20 protein-coding genes are annotated in these 23,345 nt (G+C 48.4%); 14 read left to right on the forward strand and 6 right to left on the reverse strand.

The genetic code is table 11. The annotated features are described in order from the left end of the window. Nucleotides 1-73 precede the first annotated feature (73 nt). Both AC50YG_RS03150 and AC50YG_RS03155 read left to right on the forward strand, forming a co-directional pair. Nucleotides 74-955 carry a phosphotransferase family protein gene (locus AC50YG_RS03150; protein ID WP_494824620.1) on the forward strand — a complete coding sequence of 294 codons (882 nt, stop codon included), beginning with the start codon at nucleotides 74-76 and terminating at the stop codon, nucleotides 953-955. Nucleotides 956-1,303: 348 nt separating this feature from the next. Next, nucleotides 1,304-2,218, forward strand: coding sequence for an NAD(P)/FAD-dependent oxidoreductase (locus AC50YG_RS03155; RefSeq protein ID WP_494824622.1), 915 nt, complete (start codon nucleotides 1,304-1,306; stop codon nucleotides 2,216-2,218). A 108-nt stretch (nucleotides 2,219-2,326) separates the two neighbouring features. On the opposite strand, the gene AC50YG_RS03160 is transcribed toward AC50YG_RS03155, so the two are convergent. After that, a complete protein-coding gene (locus tag AC50YG_RS03160; RefSeq protein ID WP_494824624.1) occupies nucleotides 2,327-3,313 on the reverse strand; it encodes a YpdA family putative bacillithiol disulfide reductase in 987 nt (328 codons plus the stop codon). Between the two features lie 142 nt (nucleotides 3,314-3,455). Between AC50YG_RS03160 and AC50YG_RS03165 the strand changes: the two genes are divergently transcribed. Continuing rightward, nucleotides 3,456-3,989 carry an ADP-heptose synthase gene (locus AC50YG_RS03165; RefSeq protein WP_099520235.1) on the forward strand — a complete coding sequence of 178 codons (534 nt, stop codon included), beginning with the start codon at nucleotides 3,456-3,458 and terminating at the stop codon, nucleotides 3,987-3,989. Nucleotides 3,990-4,116: 127 nt separating this feature from the next. Here the strand turns inward: AC50YG_RS03165 and xerS are convergent, their stop codons facing one another. Continuing rightward, on the reverse strand, nucleotides 4,117-5,190 hold the full coding sequence (gene xerS, locus AC50YG_RS03170; protein WP_494824627.1) for a tyrosine recombinase XerS: 1,074 nt from the start codon (nucleotides 5,188-5,190) through the stop codon (nucleotides 4,117-4,119). A gap of 241 nt (nucleotides 5,191-5,431) precedes the next feature. Here xerS and AC50YG_RS03175 point away from each other — a divergent pair, with 241 nt between their 5' ends. Together AC50YG_RS03175 and AC50YG_RS03180 are read left to right on the forward strand one after the other, a co-directional pair. Beyond that, on the forward strand, nucleotides 5,432-6,094 hold the full coding sequence (locus tag AC50YG_RS03175) for a cell wall hydrolase (RefSeq protein WP_494824629.1): 663 nt from the start codon (nucleotides 5,432-5,434) through the stop codon (nucleotides 6,092-6,094). Nucleotides 6,095-6,324: 230 nt separating this feature from the next. Next, the gene (locus AC50YG_RS03180) at nucleotides 6,325-7,074 is read left to right on the forward strand and encodes a GH25 family lysozyme (protein ID WP_494824631.1); all 750 of its coding nucleotides are present in this window, start codon (nucleotides 6,325-6,327) and stop codon (nucleotides 7,072-7,074) included. Nucleotides 7,075-7,484: 410 nt separating this feature from the next. Here the strand turns inward: AC50YG_RS03180 and AC50YG_RS03185 are convergent, their stop codons facing one another. Together AC50YG_RS03185 and AC50YG_RS03190 are read right to left on the reverse strand one after the other, a co-directional pair. Continuing rightward, nucleotides 7,485-7,913, reverse strand: coding sequence for a DUF3995 domain-containing protein (locus tag AC50YG_RS03185; protein WP_494824633.1), 429 nt, complete (start codon nucleotides 7,911-7,913; stop codon nucleotides 7,485-7,487). Further along, nucleotides 7,910-8,320: a hypothetical protein gene (locus AC50YG_RS03190; protein WP_494824635.1), complete on the reverse strand. Its 411-nt coding sequence runs from the start codon at nucleotides 8,318-8,320 to the stop codon at nucleotides 7,910-7,912. The genes AC50YG_RS03185 and AC50YG_RS03190 overlap by 4 nt, the downstream gene beginning before the upstream one ends. 220 nt (nucleotides 8,321-8,540) lie before the next feature. On the opposite strand from AC50YG_RS03190, the gene AC50YG_RS03195 reads away from it, so the two are divergent. Genes AC50YG_RS03195 through AC50YG_RS03205 form a run of 3 tightly spaced genes read left to right on the forward strand, consistent with a single transcriptional unit; the run spans nucleotide 8,541 to nucleotide 11,769 of the window. Beyond that, nucleotides 8,541-9,956 (forward strand): ABC transporter substrate-binding protein, encoded by a 1,416-nt coding sequence (locus AC50YG_RS03195; RefSeq protein ID WP_494824637.1) that lies wholly within the window; start codon nucleotides 8,541-8,543, stop codon nucleotides 9,954-9,956. A gap of 29 nt (nucleotides 9,957-9,985) precedes the next feature. Further along, nucleotides 9,986-10,939 (forward strand): carbohydrate ABC transporter permease, encoded by a 954-nt coding sequence (locus AC50YG_RS03200; RefSeq protein ID WP_494824639.1) that lies wholly within the window; start codon nucleotides 9,986-9,988, stop codon nucleotides 10,937-10,939. Further along, entirely contained in the window at nucleotides 10,936-11,769 is an 834-nt protein-coding gene (locus tag AC50YG_RS03205) for a carbohydrate ABC transporter permease (RefSeq protein WP_494824641.1), read from the forward strand. The genes AC50YG_RS03200 and AC50YG_RS03205 overlap by 4 nt, the downstream gene beginning before the upstream one ends. Before the next feature lie 302 nt (nucleotides 11,770-12,071). Here the strand turns inward: AC50YG_RS03205 and AC50YG_RS03210 are convergent, their stop codons facing one another. Beyond that, nucleotides 12,072-12,800, reverse strand: coding sequence for a FadR/GntR family transcriptional regulator (locus tag AC50YG_RS03210; protein ID WP_473758557.1), 729 nt, complete (start codon nucleotides 12,798-12,800; stop codon nucleotides 12,072-12,074). 158 nt (nucleotides 12,801-12,958) lie between these two features. On the opposite strand from AC50YG_RS03210, the gene AC50YG_RS03215 reads away from it, so the two are divergent. The 4 genes from AC50YG_RS03215 to AC50YG_RS03230 all read left to right on the forward strand — a co-directional run bounded on the left by AC50YG_RS03215 (nucleotide 12,959) and on the right by AC50YG_RS03230 (nucleotide 19,042). Then, nucleotides 12,959-14,374, forward strand: coding sequence for an FAD-linked oxidase C-terminal domain-containing protein (locus AC50YG_RS03215; protein ID WP_494824644.1), 1,416 nt, complete (start codon nucleotides 12,959-12,961; stop codon nucleotides 14,372-14,374). After that, complete coding sequence (locus tag AC50YG_RS03220; protein ID WP_494824646.1) at nucleotides 14,367-15,815, forward strand: (Fe-S)-binding protein; 1,449 nt, start codon at nucleotides 14,367-14,369, stop codon at nucleotides 15,813-15,815. Before AC50YG_RS03215 ends, AC50YG_RS03220 begins: the two co-directional genes overlap by 8 nt. Before the next feature lie 79 nt (nucleotides 15,816-15,894). Beyond that, nucleotides 15,895-18,618 (forward strand): glycoside hydrolase family 78 protein, encoded by a 2,724-nt coding sequence (locus AC50YG_RS03225; RefSeq protein WP_494824648.1) that lies wholly within the window; start codon nucleotides 15,895-15,897, stop codon nucleotides 18,616-18,618. A 187-nt stretch (nucleotides 18,619-18,805) separates the two neighbouring features. Next, nucleotides 18,806-19,042 carry a hypothetical protein gene (locus AC50YG_RS03230; protein ID WP_494824650.1) on the forward strand — a complete coding sequence of 79 codons (237 nt, stop codon included), beginning with the start codon at nucleotides 18,806-18,808 and terminating at the stop codon, nucleotides 19,040-19,042. A 43-nt stretch (nucleotides 19,043-19,085) separates the two neighbouring features. On the opposite strand, the gene AC50YG_RS03235 is transcribed toward AC50YG_RS03230, so the two are convergent. Continuing rightward, nucleotides 19,086-19,661: a dihydrofolate reductase family protein gene (locus tag AC50YG_RS03235; protein ID WP_494824652.1), complete on the reverse strand. Its 576-nt coding sequence runs from the start codon at nucleotides 19,659-19,661 to the stop codon at nucleotides 19,086-19,088. A 313-nt stretch (nucleotides 19,662-19,974) separates the two neighbouring features. Between AC50YG_RS03235 and AC50YG_RS03240 the strand changes: the two genes are divergently transcribed. Further along, the gene (locus AC50YG_RS03240) at nucleotides 19,975-21,735 is read left to right on the forward strand and encodes a sensor histidine kinase (protein ID WP_473758563.1); all 1,761 of its coding nucleotides are present in this window, start codon (nucleotides 19,975-19,977) and stop codon (nucleotides 21,733-21,735) included. A gap of 105 nt (nucleotides 21,736-21,840) precedes the next feature. Then, a complete protein-coding gene (locus AC50YG_RS03245) occupies nucleotides 21,841-23,193 on the forward strand; it encodes an ABC transporter substrate-binding protein (protein WP_494824655.1) in 1,353 nt (450 codons plus the stop codon). The last annotated feature ends 152 nt before the right edge of the window (nucleotides 23,194-23,345 follow it).

The raw sequence follows: 23,345 nt of genomic DNA on the forward strand, positions 1-23,345 counted from the left end.
GACATGGATTTGTATATATGCGTGTATGTTTCGTGTTATGGTAACACTGGAAATCTAATATAGGAGGTAACATATGAGCTCCATTCTAAAAGTTATAGAAAAGCTAAAGTTGAACGTCTTGAATGTTGAAGATGTTCCAGAGTCATTTAGTTCTGATGTATACAAACTTATTCTTGCCAGTGGAGAAAACGTGTTTGTAAAAATTCCATTTAACAAGGATAAACTATTCCGTGAATTTCAGATGCTTGAAACATTAAAGGGTATAATACCTGTTCCTAAGGTATTGGACATTTGGTATGGGGATGAAAGTACTACTGGAGCATTGCTTCTTTCAGCAATTCAAGGTATGCCTTGTACAGGGATCATTGATGAGAAACTTTCTTTTCAAATTGGCGTTTATCATGCTATGCTCCATGAGGTTAAAACTCCTGGGTATGGTTACCATTTAACCGATGGTTTTAAGTTGCTTGACCAAAATAATTGGAGATTACATATCAAAAGTAATTTTGAAAAGTGGAAAGAGCCAATCAAAGAGATTCTCGACTCAAAATTGTATGAAAGTTGTATTCTTCACTTTGATGAAGTTTTCTCTACTTTACCGGATCCTGACGGACCATGCATTGTTCACATGGATTTTAGACCAGGTAATATATTGGTGAATGGTAACGAGGTTGCTGGCATTATTGATTTCGAGAGTGCCCGTTGTGGATCTTCGGAAATAGATTTCACAAAAGTCAATCGATATATTTGGGAAGTCAATCCTAGAACAAAGATACCGTTCATTGAAGGTTATCAATCGATTCGACCTATGTTGGATCTGGAAAGATTGCTGCCATTTTATGATATCTACGATGCTTTCAGCGCAGTTGTTTGGTGTAAAAACAGAGGAATTGAAAAAAATCAAACGTTCCTTCAAGAAAATATTTTCACTTTAAGGAATTTGCTGGGTTATTGAGTAGTCCGCGGTTCAGGTGAAGATAATCCGAAAAAGCCAACTCACGAGCACTTACAAAAGGATTGGCTTCTTCACCTTGGTCGGCAGCATACTCTTCATTTAACCATACCAGAGCTGCCGGCAAAAAATAAAGCTTGAATTACAGATTTACTTTGTCTATAATAGTGTTTGCAACTCAATAGTAGATATAAAGTATCTTTAATAGGTGTTTTGAAAAGGGGATTCTAAACAAAGCAGTGTAATGTTTATCCAATCTCTAAACAATAGCAGCGCAATAGAAAACAATGAGAATTAGAATGTTTTTTATTTTTCAATTAAAGACATTAAAGCTCTTGGAAGGTGGTTAATATGAAACAATTGATGGATGTTGCGATTATTGGTGGAGGGCCGGCAGGGCTTAGTGCCGCGCTAGTATTAGGCAGAGCGAGGAAGAGTGTTATCGTCATTGATGAAGAGCGTCCGCGCAATCGGGTGACACAGGAGTCGCATGGCTTTTTAACGAGAGACGGCATTAAGCCTGACGAGTTTCGTCAAATCGCGCGCGAGCAGATCAGTGTTTACCCAACCGTTCATTTTGAAAATGACTCAGCCGTTGCGGTAACGGGAACCGATGGGGAATTTATAATTACGACTGCCCAAGGATTAACCTTTGGGGCTAAAAAGCTGCTTTTTGCCGTAGGGATGAAGGATCTTCCACTTGATATTGAAGGATTAACGGACGTTTATGGAAAAAGCGCATTTGTGTGCCCGTATTGTGATGGCTGGGAAATGAGGGATAGGAAGCTGGTTATAATATCCAAGGGGGATCATGCGCTGCACTTTGCCAAAATAATAGCAGGCTGGACAAGCCAATATACCATTTGCACCGATGGTCCAGACGAAATGACCGCTGAGCAGCGCGAGGAATTGCAGCAGCATGATGTACCCATATTTGACTCGAAAATTCAGCGAATTGAAGCTGCTAACGGCAGCGTTCAGCATGTTGTGCTGGAGGATGGATCGATCCTATCATGCGAAGGTATCTTCTTTGTGCCGAAGCTGGCGATTGGATCGGATCTTCCGCAGACTATGGGCTGTGCCATGACAGAAGCAGGGGCTGTTATAGTCGATGAGTTTGGCAAGACGAATGTGCCGGGCATCTATAGTGCCGGAGATGCTGCTTCCCAAAAGTATCAGGTCGTTGCGGCGGCTTCAATGGGATCAATGGCGGCTGTAAGCATCAATAGTGAATTATTGGGAAAAGCATGGAGCGAGCGTGGCTAACCGTTTCATGACAGATTTATAAAAGGGGCTGCCCATACTCAGGTGCACAGCGCATTATATTGTGCTCTCTGGGCATGGGCAGCCTCAAACCTTTGCCATCAATCTATTTTAATTTTCGACTGCGGTGTTTTGAGCGATATGCGAGGCAATTTTTCTGCCGTGGAAACGTCCGGTTTCGATGAAAATTTCATTCGCTTCATGGCGTGAAGCAACAACACCGGCCAAAAACAAGTTTGGCACATTCGTCTCCATCGTCGCTTCGTTGAAAAACGGATAACCTTCCTCCGCCATCACGACACCTGTGTCAGTTAGGAAATCCCGATCCGGATGAAAGCCAGTCAGCGCAAGCACAAAATCATTTGCAATCGTATGTTTGCTCTCGAGGTCTTCAAGCGTGACGCTGCGGTCGTCGATGCTCGTGACGCGAGAGCAGAAGCGCATCGCAATTTGCCCCTTGGCTACCTTGCTTTCAAAGCCTGGTTTCACCCATGGCTTAATGCTTGATGAATAGTGCTCACCGCGATAAATGACGGTCACCTTCGCCCCGATCCGTTCAAGCTCAAGCGCTGCATCTATAGCAGAATTGCTGCCCCCAATAATCGCGACCTCCATTCCGGTATACGGATGGGCCTCGCGGAAAAAATGCGTTACCTTCTCCAGCTCTTCCCCAGGAATGCCCAAATAATTTGGATGGTCAAAATAACCGGTGGCAATAATAACATAGCGGCTGGAATAGGTTAGCGGTTCGCCAAAGCGATTGGTGCTGGAGAGCGTGAAGCGGCCATTATCACGAGCGACTCTCGTTACCGTCTCATAAGGATTAATCCGAAGCTCATGGCGCAGCGCTGCTGTGCGATAGTAATTCATCGCTTCAAGTCGCGAAGGCTTGTCATTGGGCGTCGTGAAGGGAATATCGCCAATCTCAAGCAGCTCGGGCGTACTGAAAAAATGCATGTAGGTCGGATACTGTGAGATCGAATGGACCAGATGGCTTTTTTCTATGATAAGGGGCTGGATTCCGATGCGCTGCAGCTCAATTGCCGCAGCAAGGCCGCATGGACCAGCGCCAATAATGATAGCTTCTTCTCTAATCATGTATGTACCTCCGATAATGATTTCCCCACCATTGTACTGCGGCGCGTGGAATTAATGCAAATTTGGCGAATGGCTATCTTGTACACCAGTTGGATTATTGTATAATAATGTGGAAACGTTGTTTTATAGAAGGAGGTCAAACATGCCGCGACGGTTTGTAATAGAGGCAGTGATGGTGGCAACTTATGGTCACCTTCTCGTTCCAAGCAGTGCTATTGATTATGTTGTTCCTTATTCATCCATTTTAGAGCTTTATGATATGAGAGACGGATCGGATCCCGTAATGGAAGATCCAGATGATGATGCTCATGTCAAAAATAAAATTGGCGAGCTGATTGCTTTTTTTGAAGATCCGCTCAACCGTAAAAAAATCGAACGCACGATGCAGGTGCCTTGGCGGGAAAGCTCGCCGCTGCTGCTAAACGAGCGGATACAGTTTACAATTGTACATGCTGTAGACAGCGCACAATACGGCGAGGCATTTGATCCAATCGAGACGGAGCTGCTGCTGACCGCATTGAAATTTAATCTGCCGCTGCTTTCCGACCAGTTTGAGTTTCAAGATAAGCTGATTCAAGCAGAAATCCCTGTACAAATTTACGACATTGAAGATTTTGAGTTTGCGGTGGAAGAGGGTATTTCCGCTACAGATATGGAGCTGTCCAAAGATTTTTGAGCATATTATATAGCACAAAACGAAAAGCCTTCTTGCATAAGCTGAACGCCAGCTGCAGCCGAGAAGGCTATTTGATTTTAGTTGGCTGGACTAGCCTGGGCCAGTTAACTTCGCCAATTATCCAGAATTATTCCCGATCAATTGCTTCCGCCATCGTCTTATCGGTCAAATGGGCGTAAATTTGCGTCGTCTCCGGCGATGCATGCCCAAGCTGCTCCTGCGTTTTGTACAAGTCATTGCGCAAATAATAATCAGTTGCGAACGAATGGCGAAGCTTATGTACGGATAAATAGGGCTTGCCGAAACGCTTCGCGTATTTCATAACCATGGCCTGCACCGCCCGTTTCGTCATCCGAGAGCCTTCTTTTTTGCCGTTCGCAATGGCAAGGAACAGCGCTTTTTCACGCTTTGGTGCTTTATAATGCGTATCGCGCATTTGGAGGTACACCTGAAGGTCATCTACCGCCTCCTGGCGAAAATAGACCGGGGTTTTAAACGAATCGTCGTTTTTACCTTTGCGGTAAACATGCGCGAGCTTTTTTTTCATATCAATGTCGTCGACGTTGAGATTGATCAGCTCGGATATGCGCAGGCCGGAATGCAAAATAAAGCTGATGATGCACGTATCCCGTATTTTGTTCAACTCATAGGAATACAGCGCCTGCTTGTTACTGGCAAGATCGGTTTCGTAGCCGCTGGCAATATAAGCAAGAAACTCCCCAATTTCCTCCTCCTGCAGCAGCTTGCCTTCCAGCTTCGCCGCCGTATCCTTAGGCTTGCTTGTGCGCTTAATAGCAACCTTCGCCATGACATTGCGCTTCAATAGCGGATAGAACTGCTCATCCTCCGCGATCTGGCTCAAATAATGAAAGAGCGAGCGCAGCGAGGACAGCTTGCGAGTTATCGTCGTTTTACGATTATTATGACTCGGATGGGTGGCGAGAAACATGCGGAAGCTGTCAATGCTGTCCATATGAAGCTGCTCCAGCTCCGTTAACTGAACGTCCTTGATTACCGCAGCCTCAGAGAGTCCTTCTGTAATAAGCCAATTTAGAAAGAGCTCATAATCCCTTACATACTCAAGCAGCGACGAAGGAGAGAGGTCTGGCAGCTTATAATTAATAAATTTCTCAATATACCAAGGCATGGATGGAACCCGTTTGTCGAGCTCCTGCCGATCCTTCACTTTAATAATGTTCATCCTTTATCACCTCTGCCGATCATCTAACCCTCATTATAGCAGTTCCCTGGAGAAAACTCCCGTACAGCGTATAAGAGAGCCGAGTACAGCTGTTCAAACATTAGTAAATTCATGTAATTAAGCAAATACGGTTACTTTCATATTAATACTATGCTAAACTCATACGAGTGCTGAAATTAATAAAAAATATATTTTAAAAATAAGTTTTTAACTTGTTTTGCAAAGGAGGAATATTAGAATTATGAAAAATAAACGAATATTTCGCAATTGCTTAGCATATATATTTGCAATTGTTATGGTCGTCAGCTTGCCGCTTCAAATCGTTGGAGCCGCGGCGCCAGCTACACTGAGCTATGGCAGCAAAGGGGTAGATGTTCCCGACGTTCAGTATCGATTAAAGATTTTAGGGTATTTTATGAATGACGAGGTAACGGACTTCTACGGTAAAATGACGGAGGATGCCGTGAGACGGTTTCAAAAAGATTATGGCCTTCAATCCGACGGCATTGCTGGCAAACAAACCTGGAAGACGTTGAAAAAGGTATCCGTCAGCGAGCATGAGCTTAATCTGCTGGCTCGTATTATTTTTGCCGAATCGCGTGGCGAGCCGTTTAAGGGGCAGGTCGCTGTAGGCGCTGTTGTTATGAATCGGTTAGCTTCCTCGCAGTTCCCTGATACGCTTAAAGGCATTATCGAGCAGCCAGGTGCGTTTACAGCAGTTGATGATGGACAATACCAGCTTAAGCCGGATTCTACAGCTTACAGGGCGGCAGTCGAAGCCGTTGCCGGGAACGATCCAACGCATGGCGCACTGTATTATTTTAATCCGAAGACGGCAACATCATCATGGATTTGGACGAGGGAACAAATCGTACAAATTGGCAATCATATTTTTGCTATTTAAAAGCATTATATCCAGCACGCAGCAGCAAAAACTCGCTCGCTTCCTGAACAAGGAAAGCTTGGCGAGTTTTTTTAAAATTTAAGCATTTATAAGTTTCTCCCTTATACTCCTTCTATTTCACCGCGAAACGTTAGCTTTACCGCCAGAGGACGGCGAAAGCCGTTTACGCTTGTAGGCATTAACGTATCTAATTGGTATAATATTCATTATTAAGGGGGAGGAGCAGGCAAATGAAGCGTAATAAGAAATGGGGAAATATAATTATTGGCGGGCTGGCATTGCTAGTGCTGCTTGGCGTTTTAGAATATAAGGGAGTCATTTGGCATAATTCCATATTTGCGAATGCCTATGAGGTGAAAGGGCTGGATGTATCGCATTATCAAGGCGAAATAAACTGGCAGCAAATAAAGGCGACGGGGAAATATGAATTCATGTTTGTGAAAGCGACGGAGGGCAAAGATTATACCGATAAGTGGTTCGAAGCAAATTGGCAGGGAGCGAGGGAGCAGCGCTTTTTGACGGGAGCGTATCATTTTTTCACAACGATGAGTACGGGGGAGGAGCAGGCGGCCCATTTTATAAAAACAGTTCCTTATGAGCCGGATAGTCTACCACCAGTCATCGATTTGGAAATCAGCCTGGACCATGACCAAGCTAAAATACATAAGGAACTGCAGGCGCTAGCGGATGGCATGGAGGCGGGTTATGGCAAAAAGCCTATATTGTATGTGACGTACGATACTTATCATACTTATATAGAAAATGTATCTGCGTTTGCCTCCTATGAAATCTGGATTCGCGACATTGTAAAACATCCGAAGCTTGAAGAGCGCGGCTGGCAGTTCTGGCAATATCATAACCGTGGACATGTGGCAGGTATTGACATGTACGTCGATATCAATGTGTTTAAAGGAAGCCGTGACGCTTTTATGAAGCAGTTTGCGGCCTCAGATTTCACTAATAAAGAACAAAAAGGGTGAAAAGCTTAAACAAATTCGTAACAGAATAACAATTTTGTGTAAGGTATGACACTCTTAATGAGACCTCTGTTGCCAACACCTCGCAGTTTGGGACGCTCCTTGCATTCTGACGCTCCTTCCATGCTTTTGGAGGACTGAGGTTCCGCTATTCTGGCTTTTTATGCGATCTCAGGCTGTACGCGGACAGGAAATCCGCTATTGCCTTCATTATCCCGTCAAAATGACGATTGACCGCACATTAGCGGCTCCTGAGTCCGCCACCTTGCTATAACCCATGATTTTGTTAAAATAGCGGCTGCTGTGCCCCAGCAAGTCTATCTTTGTGCAGAAAGTCAGCGCTGAAACGAAGCGCATGAAGCTGCCATTCGGTACGTGAATTCATCAGAATCTGGTTGGCTATATTAAATTTGTTAGACTGCCCAGGCTGTAGCCGCATAAAAAACGGCTGACAGCAGCAGGCAAAGCGGCGTAAACAAATACAAGTCAAATCTGGCAAAGCGGGTATTGCGGACTTTGCGGAACACGCCAACATAGTTGAAATCACCAATCGTCCGCAGCATAAAGGCAGCTGCACATGCCCAACAGCTCCACTTGATGAAAGCAGCATCTAAGAAAGCGGGGAGCAGCCTTCCTTGCATGAGCAAGAGCATCGCCGCACAAAACAGCAGGCAGGCTACGATCATCGTACCTGCTGCTCCCGGTACAAATAGTGTTTGCTGCGATCCTGCTTTCGTAGGCAATGCGGCGCTTGCGCCCCATTTTCCGCCAAAAGCCCAATAAACATGAATGGCGCTAAGCAGCAGCAAAATAAATCCGCTTTTTGCAATCCACAGCATCATGCGAATTCACCTCTTATTTTTAAGCCGTCCCAGATAACTTCAAAACGGCGTTCAAAGCTGGCCTGCATATGTGACATATCCTTATGGGAGGCTGCCCAATCAAGCAAAGCATGAAAGTACATCCCCGACAGCACGGCAGCTATATCTGCGGAAGCTAATTGGGACGGCAATTTATTGAGCTTCTCGGCCTCATCCAAAAGGGTGCAGAGCAGCTCTTCAAATTTATTAATGACGTTAAATTCTTCTTGCAGCAGCAGAGGAGAGCGCAGCATTTCCAAAATGGTGAGCTTCGCAAGCTCAGCATTGACGGCATATTTTTGAAACAAGTCGCGAAACAGGGTCAGCAATTTTTCTTTAACGTCGTTAATTAAGTGGTATCGCTCAAGGTTTGCTTGAGTGACTTCCATCTGTGTCTGGCCCAAATCCAGCAGGATCGCTTCCTTGCGAGGAAAGTAATTATAAAAGGTTCCTTTTTAAAGTTTTTGGCAAGCGCTATAAAAAGTCCACCATTATAAATAAATTCGAATTTTAAAATGTAACCGCATTCAATATGATAGAGCTGTACAAAGAGATTGGCATAACAAAGGGAGGCTTTATATGATCGCACGATTCAAAGGAAGGTCAGCATTGACGACATTGCTATTATCGCTAACACTCGTTGTGGCAGGATGCAGCGGCACAGGCAGCGGGGGAAACACGCCAGCAAGTGAAGGAGCCAGCAGCCAGCAGCCTGCGGAATCGCCGAAGGGCGAGGCGACATCGACGCCTGAGGAGAAAGAGCCTGTAACGCTCAAGTTTACGTTTTGGGGAAGCCCGCAGGAGAAGGCGGCGATGGAGCAGGCGACCAAAACCTTTACGGAAAAATACCCGTGGATTAAAGTAAACGCCATTCATATCCCGGAAGCTGACTATGATGCGAAAATTACGGCGATGGTTGCAGGCAACGACTCACCGGATCTCGGCTATATGCATGGGGAGCTTGCAGACCCTTGGCAGAAGGAAGGCAAATTCGTCAATCTGTTTGAGCTGCTTGATAATGACGGCGAGCTGAAGCGCGAGGATTTCCTCGACTATATTTGGTTCAAATCTTCCGAGGATTTCGCTTACGGCATTAGCACAGCGGGCGAGACGTTCGGTTTATTTTACAACAAGGATTTGTTCGATCAGGCGAATGCCGCTTACCCGCCCTCGAAGGCGGAGGATGCTTGGACTTGGGATGAGTTCGTCGATGTTGCCAAGAAATTGACGATTGACAAAAATGGAAAAAACGCCTCTGAAGCGGATTTTGATCCGAAAAACATCCGTCAATACGGTGTATCCTTTGAAACCTGGCATGGCCCTGTGCATGCGACGGTGATTAACAATGAAGGCGAATGGATTACGAAGGATGGGAAATTCGGCTTTAGCCAGCCGGAAGCGACCGAAGCGATCCAGCGTTTAGCGGACTTAATTAATGTGCATCATGTTGCGCCGTCTCCGGTACAAATGAAGTCGATTCCTTCACAGGCTGTGGCGCTGCAATCGAAGCTGGTTGCCATGTCGATGCATGGGCAGTGGATTAATCTCGATCTCGGGGCGGCTGGAGTCAACTACGATATCGGCGTCCTGCCGAAAATGAAGCGCAGCGTGCCAATGGGCATTAGCGGGGCGTCGGTCATTTACCAATCGACGAAGCATTTGGAGGAAGCGTGGCTGCTTACGAAATTCCTGGAAAATCCGGAAGGCTCGATCGACCTCTACAAAGGCGGACTTTGGATGCCAACGATGACGAAATGGTACACCGATCCAGAGCTTGTAGCGAAGTGGGCAGAAAATAACCCTGCGCATCCGGCGGGCTTCAAGGATGCGATGATGAATAATCTTTTGCATAACGGCGTTCCGAATGGCTCTTATTATATTAAAAATTTCTCGAAGGTGAATGCCATTACCTTCTCCGGCATGGATGAAGTATGGCTCGGCCGCAAAACAGCGGCAGAAGCGATGAAGGAGCTCGAAGCGAAGGTACAGCCTGAAATTCAAGGCCGTTATGATGTGAGTGAATAAACGATAAAACGAGTTTGGAGAGAGCTGTTATGAAACCACTGGCAAGCGTTCATGAGCGTGAATTAAAGGCGGAGCGCGGAGTCAGGCAAAAACGGAAATTCGGAGAGCTGGGCTTCGGCCTGCTCTTCGCTTCGCCAGTGCTGCTTGGCTACGTCATTTTCGTCATCGTGCCGATTGCGGCAACCTTCTATTTGGGCTTCACTTCCTACAGCGTCGGCACTGTGCCGAAATGGATCGGCTTTGACAATTATGCCAGCTTGTTCAGCGGGGCAGATCCCTTTTTCTACCCGGCAGTGAAAGCAACGGTTTATTATGTTGGACTGAGCGTGCCGCTGGGCATTATTTTATCGTTCTTTTTAGCCATACTGCTGAATCAGCAGGTTGCGGGCAAAAGCTTTTTTCGCGGCGTATTTTACCTGCCCGTTATTATCCCGCTTGCAGCATCCTCGATGGTGTGGATGTGGCTGCTGCAGCCAGACTTTGGCATCGTCAACTATGCGCTGGATGCGCTGCATTTGCCAACCTCCAGATGGCTCGGCGATACGACCTCCGTGGTGCCGACGCTCCTTTTATTCAGCTTCTGGACGCTGGGCAATACGATCGTTATTTTTCTAGCAGGCTTGCAGGGCATTCCGGGTCATTTATACGAGGCGATCGAGCTGGATGGAGGCAACCGGCTGCATAAGCTGATTTATATTACCATTCCGATGAGCTCGTCGATTATTTTTTTCAATACGGTCATTGCGTTCATTAATGGGTTTCAGACATTTGTGCAGCCAGCGGTTATGACACAGGGCGGACCTAACAATGCGAGCTTGCTCTATGTGCTGTATTTGTTCAACGAAGGCTTCAAGTCTTCGCGAATGGGCAGCGCCAGCGCGATTTCCGTGTTGCTGTTTCTCGTCATTATGCTGTTCACCGCAGCGATTTTCTACTTCTCCAAGTCATTGGTCTATTATGAGGGCAAGGAGGAGCGCAGATGAAAAAGCAATCATTGGGCAATCGAATCGTTATTTACACGCTGCTTATAGCAGGCAGCCTGTTTTTCCTGTTTCCGATTTTTTGGATGCTGCGCACCTCGCTCATTAATATGGGCGATTTGTATCAAATGCCGCCGAAGCTGCTGCCAGACGATTTAAGCTGGGATAATTTCGAGCAGGCGCTGGGCGCTTATCCATTCGGACGATTTTTTCTCAATAGCACCGTCATTACGGCATCTGCGATGCTTGGCGTGTTATTTTCCAGCTCCGTCTGTGCCTACAGCTTCTCGCGCATTCACTGGAAGGGCCGCGACAAGGTGTTTGGATTTATATTAACGGGGTTAATGATTCCGTTTTTCGTCGTTATGATTCCGCAATATGTGTTCTGGAATACGCTGCATTTGACCGATACGTTCGTACCGCTCATTGCGCCCGCGTGGTTTGGGGGAGGCGTGTTCAACATTTTTCTGCTGCGGCAGTTTTTCCTCAGCATCCCGGCAGAGCTGGATGAAGCCGCCAAGGTGGACGGTGCCGGACATTTCCGCATCTACTTGCAAATTATTTTGCCGATTGGCAAGCAGGCGATGATTGTGGTTGGCCTGCTCACGTTTCTCGCCAATTGGAACGATTATTTAGGACCGCTGGCATTCATTACCTCAGAAAGTAATTACACGCTCATGCAGGGGCTGACCCTGTTCCAAGGCTCCTATTCGGCGCAGTGGCATCTGATGATGGCGGCAACCTCCGTTATTGTTATTCCTTCGTTGATTGTCTTTCTCGTTGCGCAGCGGCATTTTATTGAAGGCATCGCCATGACGGGCATAAAAGGGTAGCAGGGGGAAGAAAAACGAGGGAAAACGAACATATCCATGAAAAATAAAAAGGGAAAGCGTCTGCTTGTTCGAGCAGGCGCTTTCCCTTTGCTGCAAATATAAGGGTAGTATAAGTTTCCCCCTTATACTACCCTTATATTTCTCGGACTGAAACGCGCCGCACCGCCAAAGGACGGCGACAGCCGTTTCACCTTGAAATATAAGAATTTATAAGTTTTACACGTATAAATGGGCTTATATTTCTCCGACAAAGCTCTTCGGTCGTCCCAGAAGGACGACGAAGTCGTTTTTGCTTGGTGCATTTATCCGCTAGCCAGCTTGCCCAGCAGCACGGACTCCACCTTGGAAATATGCGCCTCCATAAGCAGGGATGCTTCCGTTGGCTGCTGTGCAGCAATGGCAGCATAGATTGCCTGATGCTCGCCTTGCAATCGCTCCGCAGTTGAGCGTTCGGCATAAAACCATAGAGCCCGCGTATCCTTCATGCTTTCATGCAGCTTGGTGGACAAGGATTCCATCATCTCCAGCAGCACGGGGTTATGCGTCGCCTTCGCAAGCTCCTGATGGAAGCGGATATCTGCCTGCTCGCTGAAGGCTTCATCGCCAAGGCGTTCATGCATGCTCTTCAAAATGGAGGCCAGCGCTTCAAGATCGGCTTCGGTCCGATTGCGGGCAGCCAGCGCAGCGCAGCCAGTTTCCAGCACCTTACGCACCTCCAAAATATGTCGCAGCGTCTCCGCACGGTCCATCCACGCTTTGTCATAGAGAAAGCTTGGAGCCGATAGGGTAGCAGGCTCTGGAGGAGCTGTAACAAACGTCCCGCTGCCTTGGCGAATGTTCAGCCTGCCCATGGCCCGCAGCGCGCTCAATGCCTCGCGGATCGTTGATTGCCCAACGCCATAGGAGGCGGCAAGGTCGGCAACAGAAGAGAGCTTATCGCCTGGGGCGAGCGAGCCCCCGTCCATTTTTTGCTTAATATCGTTCATGACCCACTCGTAGCTTTTGAGCGGCCGGTTTGGGTTAATCTCCATATTAACTCCCTTCAAACAACGAATTAGCATGCTCCAAAATAACGCTTTCGCTTTTATCTATTTTATTGTATACTTTTTTCAATTCAAAGTCATCAGATGACCTGATTAATTAATAGATTAATGGGTTGAAGCTTTATTTTATGGAAGGGGACATCAATATGCTGCAGGAACCGATTCGACAACAACTGCTCGCTATAGTGGGAAGCGATTTTTATAAAGATGATCCGCAGTCGCTTGTGACTCATTCTTATGATGGGACACCAATGCTGCAAGCGCTACCAGACGGCGTTATCTATCCCGCGAGCACGGAGCAGGTGAGTGCGATTATGAAAGTACTGAATACGCATCGCATTCCCGTCATCGGCCGAGGCTCAGGCACGAACTTATGCGGTGGTACTGTTCCTGTAGAGGGTGGAGTAGTGATGGTCATGCACCGGATGAATCGCATTTTGGAGGTCGATCTTGAAAATTTGGTTGCAATCGTCCAGCCTGGCCTCATTACAAAATCTTTTATCACCCATGTGGAGTCGCTCGGCTTATTTTACCCGCCCGATCCGAGCAGCATGGCGATTTCAACCATTGGCGGCAACATTGCCGAATGCTCCGGAGGGCTGCGCGGACTCAAGTACGGCACGACCAAGGATTATGTCCTCGGCCTGGAGGCGGTGCTGGCCAGCGGCGAAATTATTCGTACCGGCGGCAAGCTGATGAAGGATGTAGCAGGCTATGATTTGACCAAGCTGCTCGTCGGCTCGGAAGGGACGCTTGCGATTATTACCGAAGCGACACTTAAGCTAGTGCCGCCGCCAAAGTACAAGAAGACGATGCTGGCGATGTATAAGGACTTGTATGGCGCGGCGCGAACCGTGTCCAAAATCATTGAAAACCGCATCATTCCTTCAACGCTCGAATTTCTCGATAATGCGACGGTGCGGGTGGTCGACGACTTTGCCAAGCTTGGCTTGCCGCTCGATATGGAGGCGATTCTGCTCATCGAGCAGGACGGAGAAACAGAAATGGTAGAACGGGACATTGCCCGGATTGAGGAAATTTGCCGAAGCGAGCAGGCGCACAGCGTCAGCGTCGCTGAAAGTCCAGAAGAAGCGCTCAAGCTGCTGACGGCAAGGCGCAGTGCTTTTACCGCACTCGCACGCTTGCGACCAACGACGATTCTTGAGGATGCGACGGTGCCTCGCTCCAAAATCGCCGAAATGGTGCTTGAAATTAATCGAATTGCCCACAAGCATCAAGTGACGATCTGTACCTTCGGCCATGCGGGCGACGGCAATCTGCATCCTACAGCAACGACTGATGCACGGGATAAGGAAGAAATTCACCGCGTTGAGGCGGCGTTTGAGGAAATTTTTGAGGCAGCGATTCGGCTCGGCGGGACGATTACAGGCGAGCATGGCGTTGGCCTTGTGAAATCCCCATATCTCGAATGGAAGGTCGGCTCCGCAGGCATCGAAGTGATGAAGGCCGTTAAACAGGCGTTCGATCCGCACCATTTGCTCAATCCCGGCAAAATATTTGCCAAACAGTCGCGCAAGAGGGTGGTGCTACAGCATGGTTAAAACGGAAGAAAGGCTAACTGTTGGAATTACATCATCAGCCGCAGCAACAGCCGCAAACGTAAATACGCATGGAACGGAACCAGCGTGCAGTTCGCCGCGCTCCCCGCAGCTTCAGCTTGCTGGAAAGCTCAAGCTGCGGCTCGATGAGGATCAATTGACGAATTGCATGCGCTGCGGCTTCTGTCTGCCTGCATGCCCAACGTTTCGTGAAACGGGTATTGAGGCGGAATCGCCACGCGGCCGCATTGCATTGATGAAAGCGGTTACTGATGGTTTGATGATGCCCGACCAGTCCTTTGAGGAGCAGATGAGCCATTGTCTCGGCTGCCGTGCCTGCGAGCCGGCTTGTCCGGCAGATGTGAAATATGGCCAGCTCATTGAGCAGACGAGGGAGGCGATTGAAGAGCATACGGAAAGCCACCGGTGGTGGGTGAAGCCGCTGCGGCAGGTGGTGTTCAAGCAGCTTTTCCCTCACCAGAAGCGGGTGCGGCTGCTCGGCGGAGCTATGCAGCTGTATCAGCAATCCGGGCTTCGGAAGCTAGCGCGCAGCGCTGGCGTTATGAAGCTGCTGCCAGCTCATTTGAGCGAGATGGAGCAAGTGCTGCCGAATGCCTCAAGCAAAGGCATTGTCCAGAAAATCGGCAGCCATCATCCGGCCAAAGGGATGAAAATAGCTACAGTGGGCATGTTTCGCGGCTGCCTCATGGATATGCTGTTCACGGAAACGAACATCAAGACGGTGGATCTGCTGACGGAAGCTGGCTTTGAGGTTGTCATACCGGATACACAGGCTTGCTGTGGAGCGCTTCACGCACATAGCGGGGAGACGGAGGATGCCCGGTCACTTGCGAGGAGGAACATTGCTGCTTTTCAGGCAGCTGGTGTGGATTACATCGTATCCAATGCGGGCGGCTGCGGCGCCATCTTATCGGAATACGATCATTTGCTGCATGAGGATGAGCAGTGGAGGGAAGGCGCAGTGTGGCTGACGAAGCGTGTGGTGGATATTAGTGATTTGCTGATCCGTTCCGGCAAGCTTGCTACCGCCCAGATAAAGGAACAGCCGATTCGGATTACGTATCAGGATTCCTGCCATTTGCGCAATGTGATGCGCTCTGCTGATGCTCCCCGGAAGCTGCTGAGGGAGGTAAGTGGGGCTGAGTTTGTAGAAATGTTTGAGGCTGACCGCTGCTGCGGCTCGGCGGGCACTTACAATATTGTTCAGCCGGAAATGGCGGGCGGGCTGCTGGAGCGCAAAATGGAGCATGCCAATGCGACAAAGGCGCATTATTTGCTCACGAGCAATCCGGGCTGCCTGCTCCAAATGAAGCTTGGAGCAGCCAAGCATGGTGACGGCCAAATGCAGGTGCAGCATATTGTTGATTTTCTGCATGAGCGTTTGGTTCATAACAGCTCCGAGAAGGCCAAGGAGCAAGCATAGGAGAAAGCATACAGACAAACAGAAGAGGCCAGAAGATGAAAATATGTAAAGCGATAAAATTTCAGGAGGCTGAAGTTTAATGGCATTAACCATTGAAGATTGCAAAACGGAGTATATGACGAATCCGCTTGGTATTGAAGCGGCTAAGCCGCGCTTGTTCTGGAAGCTCCGCTCAGAGGAGCGTTCTGTTCGCCAAACGGCGTATCAGGTGCTGGTCGCTTCTTCAATAGAACGGTTGGCCGCAGATGATGGCGATCGCTGGGATAGTGGGAAAACAGAATCGAGCGAGTCGATCCAAGTGGAATATGGCGGCAGCCCGCTTGAGGCGGAAGCCGAATGTTTTTGGAAGGTGCGCGTCTGGGACAATTATGGGCGTGTATCGAAATGGAGCAAGCCTTCCCTCTGGACGATAGGACTGCTTCATAGGGCAGCATACCGGGGGAAATGGATTGGCCGCAAGCATGATGAGGGGGCAGCAGGCAGACAGCCTTCGCCCCACTTGCGCAAGTCATTCACCTTGAGTGGCAAGGTGCGCCGCGCCATGGCCTATGTGACAGCGCTCGGCTTGTTCGAGCTGTACGTTAACGGGCAGCGTGTAGGGGATTATTTTGCCCCAGGCTTTACGGACTACAATGTCCGCTCACAGGTGCAGGCTTATGATATTACGCCGCTGCTGCATGAAGGCGACAACGCCTTTGGCGCCATTATTGGAGAAGGCTGGTATGCGGGAACGGTTGGATTTCTTGGCGACAAGGTGTACGGAGAGCGTCCGTTTTTTATGATGCAGGCTTACGTGGAATATGAGGATGGCACGAAGCAAAGTATCGCAACCGATCATACGTGGAAGGTGAGCAAGGGGCCTATTTTATATTCCGATTTTATTATGGGTGAAGCTTATGACGCGCGGCTTGAAATGGCGGGCTGGTCGGAAGCAGGCTTTGATGACAGCCTATGGGAGGATCCGGATGTGCGGCCTGGCTATAACGGCATGCTGGTGGCGTCTAACGAACCGCCGATTAAGGTAATGAAGACGATTAGGCCGATCCGAATGGAGCGGACACCGGGCGGCAGCTATATTTTTGATATGGGACAAAATATGGTCGGCTGGACGGAGCTTCGCGTTAGCGGAGAACGCGGCACGACGGTCACGATCAGCCATGCGGAAATGCTGAGTCCTGATGGCTCGCTGTATTTGGAAAATTTGCGCGTTGCTGTTCAGCAGGAGCATTATACGCTTAAAGGCGAAGGGCTGGAGCGCTATGAGCCGCATTTTACATTCCATGGCTTTCGTTATGTGGAGCTGATTGGTTATCCCGGCGAGCCTGATTTGGATACAATTATGGGCAAGGTTGTGTATTCCGACACGCCGGAGACTGGGCATTTGGAAACGTCGAATACGATGATTAATCAGTTGTTTTCCAACATTACTTGGGGGCAGCGGGGCAACTTCTTGTCGGTACCAACCGATTGCCCTCAGCGGGATGAGCGTCTCGGCTGGACGGGGGATGCGCAGATTTTTGCGCGTACAGCCTCGTACAATATGGATGTGGCAAGGTTTTTCAATAAATTTATGTGGGATATGATTGATTGCCAGCAGCCTTCGGGCGCTTTCACCGATGTGGCGCCGGATGCAGGCTGGATTCGCTATAAAAACTGGAGCACGCGCCTGAACTGGTATGCGCCAGATAATGCAGGCTGGGGCGATGCTGGCGTCATTATCCCTTGGACGCTGTATTTAATGTATGGCGATGTGCGGATTTTGGAAACGCATTACGAGGCGATGAGCAGATGGGTCGATTACTTGCACGCAACGACCGAAGAGCTAGTAAGGCCGAACTATGCCAACTATGGCGACTGGCTGTCCATTGATGCCGATACGCCAAACGAGGTGCTGGCAACCGCTTATTTTGCCTACAGCACGAAGGTGCTTGGATTAATTGCCGGCGTGCTGGGCAAGGAGGAGGATGTTCGTCGGCTGGAGCAGCTGTTTCAGGGCATTGCCGCAGCATTCCGCCTTGCTTTTGTAACGGAGGAGGGCCGCATACATGGGGAGACGCAAACGGTATATGTGCTTGCGCTGCAATTTGGTCTGCTGACAGACGAGCTGCGGTTAAAGGCAGTCGACCATCTCACAGCGGATATTGCCAGCCGCGGCAAGCGCTTGACGACAGGCTTCCTTGGCGTTGGTTATTTGCTGCCCGCGCTATCTGATAACGGCCGGCTCGACGTAGCTTATCAGCTGCTGACGCAGGAGGCTTTTCCATCGTGGATGTATTCCATCAAGCATGGAGCGACGACCATTTGGGAGCGCTGGGATGGCTGGACGGAGGAAAATGGCTTCCAGACGCCGCAGATGAATTCATTCAATCATTATTCGCTAGGCTCCGTTGGCGAGTGGATGTTCCGCTATATGGCAGGCATTGAAGCAGACAAGGGAGCACCTGCCTTCCGTCATGCGATTGTCCGTCCTCAGCCGGGCGGCGGCCTTGCTTATGTGAAATCCCATTTCTCTTCGTTATATGGAAAAATCGAAGTAGACTGGCAAATCGATAAGTCCGGCGAGTTCCAGTTAAACGTGAGCATTCCCGCTAATACGACGGCAACGCTATACATTCCTGGGACGGTCAAGGCAATCGATGGAGCAGCCATTCATACGCTCGAGGGTGCAATAACTTCTACAGAGCTGCTTCCAGCTAGTCCATCTGGCAGCGAGGATATTAAGGTGATTGAAGCCTTTGGCAGCCAAACGGTGCTGGAAATCGGCTCCGGCTCCTACCGCTTTGCCAGTCAAGTTAAAGACTAGTTAAGCCAAGCCTGCTGTGCGAGCAAGATTTCGGAAGAAAAGCCCCGTTTTTACGATTTATTTTTCAGTTTCATAATGAAAGGAAGCAAGTTCATTCGCCTAGAGCCGTCTCTTATCTCAGAAGCTGCTCTGGGCTTTTTAAACGTTAGTTTTTAGAACTCCCTCTATAAAGTGGGGGATGACGAGTATGCTTTCAAAAAAAACCTATTACCTGGCAGATGGGAAACATCGCACATTGACAGCTGCTTTGAAGAAAATGACAAAACAGATTAACGTCGAAGAGGCGTTTGAGCTAGTATGGGTGACCAGACTGGGTAGCCGAATACATCACAATATAAAAAAACAACCAATCATGCGGATAGAAGCTTTGATTATAAAAAACAAAGCGGCAGACCAAATTCTGGTCGGCCGCTTCAATCATTGAACTATCGTTCCTCGAGGGAGCGTAATCACCTTAAGTGACAAGATCATCTTACCGTCTGATAAACGAGACCTATGGCTCCAGAATCAAAGGTCTTGTTTTCGATTAGCTTAAGATTGATCTTCTCCTTGAGACCTTGGAATAACGGCAATCCCTTACCGATCAGGACGGGAGAAACCGTAATTTTATACTCATCAATTAAATCAAGCTGCATAAGGTGGTGTGCGAACCTAGGACTGCCGAGGATGACGATATCCTTACCTGGCTGCTGTTTGAGGTTATTAATCTCTTCCTCGACATCTTTTTTCACGAGTTTGGAATTATTCCATTCGACTTTCTCCAGTGTCGTGGAAAAAACGAGTTTTGTTGTCTTTTCGATCCACTCGGCATGATTCCGTTCATGCTGCGAAGCTGATGGGTCCGAAAGCACAGATGGCCAGTAACTGTGCATCATCTGATAAGTCCCACGTCCCCAAATGACAGTGTCGGCAGTGCTCAGAATTTCTCTCGCGTGTTTCTCCAAATCAGCATCGTAGGAAACCCAGCCAATGTCCATTTCACCATTCGGTCCTTCTACAAAACCGTCAAGCGAAGCGTGCAGAAATAGAACGAGTTTTCTCATTTTCAATTCTCCTTTGTACATGAGGGATATCTACATGATACATTAGCTACATTTTAGCATAATTCAACTTGGGTTGTTTCTTCTGGATTTATTGGTGTAACCCTCATAGTGTCCCTTTACAGGGTCTGGATTATGAAAGCAAAATGTCGTTTGCGGCGGTAGCTTCATTGAGCAAGAAGCCACCCTCTCTTAAGTGGTTGGAAGTTCACGATAAACGCTTTTTGTTATAGGTTCGCTTCGCCCGATTCGTTATAATGAAAATAAAACAGGTTTGGCCTGAGGGGGAATTATTATCCGGCTGCGCAATGAGCTGTTGCTGAGCTACTTTATTATTATTTTGGTGTGCATTACACTGGTCGGTTCGGTCTCCTTCTATATTTCCTACAAAACGATGGCAACTCAAGCGGAGGCTGCCAGCCTGCTGCTCGTCCAGCAAATTGAAAAAAATATGGACAATGATTTTCATAGCAAGCGCAATCTGCTGCTGGCCTCCTACAATGAGCAGAGCTATATTGACGGCGTTAATCGTTACCCCGAGCTTAGCGATCGCGAACGGTTCCTGTTTCGGCAGAAAATCGGCGATTTGTATTTGAAAAGCTTCAATGTAACGCCAATTCGTGATTTTTTGCGTTTTCAAATTTATTATAGCAACGGCGAGCTGCTTAGCTCCTCTGACGAAAGCGGACAGCATAACCCGGCGAAGGTGCGGGGCTCCGAATGGTTCCGCCAAACGGTAGCGAAGGATGGCGAAGTGTTTTACAGCGGCTTCATCCCAGCGGCAGACCGGACAGTGGATGGGGAAACGGCCTATTTTTCCTCCATTATGATTCGCGATTTTTCCAATCCCGAGCAGTTTATTTTAGTGCGTGCCGAATACCGCGCCGAGCTGTTCAACAGCATTGGCCGCAACGACGGGCTTTCGGCAAACAGCAGCATTGTTATTCTTGACGAAGGCAACAGGCTTGTTTATGCGCCTGGTGATGCGCAGCGTTATGCAGGCGGGAAGGAGCTGACAAGCCGTATTAACGGCAGTCAAGGCAAGTTTTGGCTCAATCTGGATGGAGAGGATCGACTAGTGTCATACACGAATTCCGCTTATTCGAACTGGAAGGCTGTGCTAATCGTGCCGAAGCATGATATTTTTGGCGCATTAGATATTATTAAGACGACGGTTATTGTGACCGCTTTCATTGCCTTTGCGATTACGCTGATTATTTCGGTCCTGTTCGGGCAGCGGATTACGAAGCCGATTCTAGACTTGTACAAGACGGTTAACCGCATTAAACGCGGCGATTTTTCGGTGCGCGTCGAGGTGCGGCGCAATGATGAAATCGGCAGAATCGGCATGAACTTCAATGCGATGCAGGATGAGCTGCAAAATTTGATTGAGACGCGGTATGTGAATCAGATTAAGCTGCAGGAGGCGCAGCTCGCCATGCTCTATTCGCAGATCAATCCGCATTTTCTGTACAATACGCTCGACAGCATCCGGGCGATGTCCGACTATTATCAAGTTCAGGAAATTAGTGAAATGGCACAGTCGCTCGCTGATATTTTTCGCTACAATACGAAAAACAAGGATGAAATCGTTACGCTGCAGGAGGAGCTTGTGCAAATTGAAGCATATATGAACATTCAGCGCATTCGCTTTGAAGACAAAATTTCCTTTGAGCAGCAAATTGATGACGACCTCTACAGCTTTCCTATGCTTAAAATGACGCTTCAACCGCTCGTTGAAAATGCGGTATTCCATGGCATTGAGCGCAAGCGCGGCAAAGGAACGATCGCTGTAATCGTCAGCAGAGAGGGCGGCAGCATAACGCTTACCGTCAAAGACGACGGCGTGGGCATATCCGACAAGCATTTGGCCGATATCAGGAGCAGCTTGAAGCCTCCGCTTCAACAAGGCGAAGGGTTGAGCTCGGACACGCGCAGCGGCATCGGTGTGCAAAATGTGTATTCGCGTTATCGGATTCGTTATGGCGACCGCTTCGAGTTTCATATTAACAGCCGCAAAGGTGCAGGGACCGAAATTAAGCTCCTTATTCCTGAATATTTGGAAACGTATTCATAAAAGTCGGAATATTCAACATTAGAAGTCAAAATCATAGACAGAATTAAGGAAGCGCTTTCAATACAATAAAGAGGCAGATCATTATGAATGAGAGGGTGTCTTATCATGAGAAAGATGAAAGCGGTTCACCTCACAATGGCGCTAATGCTGGGAGCATTTTCACTAACGGCTTGCGGCAGCAACAATGGCAGCTCGCAAGGGACGAATGCCCCGGAGGGAACAGCAGCAGCTGAAGCGTCCGCACAGCCGTCAGCAAAGCCCGTTACGCTGACCTTTCTAATTCCGAATACGGAGGATGTCACGCCTTACAATCTTATTTTCAAAGAATTTGAAGCGAAGACGGGCAATAAAGTCGAGGTACAGGCGCTGCCAGGCGGCGACTATGACAATATGCTGAAAACTCGCTTCTCAACAGGTGATTTCCCTGACGTATTCCTCATGCAGCCGGGCACGAAGCAATATGTAAAGCTCAGAGCGGATGAGACGCTGTACGAATGGTCCGGCGAGGCTGGCGTTTGGGACAATGTTATCGATACAATTGTGGACTTCCAGAAGGATGCGGCTGGCAAAGCTTATGGAGTGCCATTTGGCAAAACGGGCATGATGGGCGTCTTTTACAATAAGGATGTATTTGAAAAAGCCGGCGTTGCCGCTCCAACAAATTATGCGAATTTAATTGAAATTGCTAAAAAGCTGAAGGGCGACGGCGTAACGCCGTTTTACGAGGGGGTAAAAGATGGTTGGCCGACGCAAGTCTTTTATTTGACCGGCTGGGTTAGCCAGGTCGATCAGGAGATCGGCGACGAAGGCGTGCAGAAGCTGAACGTCAATCAGTTGAAGCTGTCGGACATCGCGGCGCTGAAGGATCTTTTTGTAAAATCGAAGGAAATCAAGGATCTCGGCTTGTTCCAAAAAAATACGCTGTCCGGCACATTCGACGAGCTGCAAAACGAGCTGGGCGAAGGCAAGGTAGCAATGGCCTTTATGCTGGACGGCATTTTGCCACAGCTTGAGAAGAAGTTTGGCAAAGATTTTGTAACGAATAAAATCGGCTTCTTCCCATTCCCAACTGCAACAGACACAGGCACGGCCATGATTACGCCTCCGAACCAGCTGATGGTGCCATCGAAGGCGAAAAATCTGGATGCTGCCAAAGAATTGGTTAAATTTATGATTTCGAAAGAAAGCGTCAATACCTTCTACCAAAGCCAGCCGGGCATTCCGGTGTTCAAGGATGCGACCAGCGAGCTGTATCCGATGCAGCAGACGGTTAAAGACTATATTGATGAAGGCAAATCGAAGGTCAATGTGCAAAATCGCCTGACGGCATCGTTCCTGGACTTGGGCAAAATTCTGCAAAACTTCCATATCACAGGCGACGTGGACACCGCGATCAAAGAAATGGATGCGAACTATGTGAAGGACGGCAACTCTAAGCGTCTTGAAGGCTTTGAATAAATAAACGGGGCAAAAATAAAACACAGAGACGGCAGCAGAGCAAGCCGAAGCTGTTAATTATCGGACGGGATAGGTACTGCGGGCGATGCGATCAAGGTGATCGAGACGATTAAGGTCATCGAGGCTTCGCCCCTCGCCATCCCAGCCAAACA

The organism is Paenibacillus sp. J31R34 (assembly GCF_059383715.1).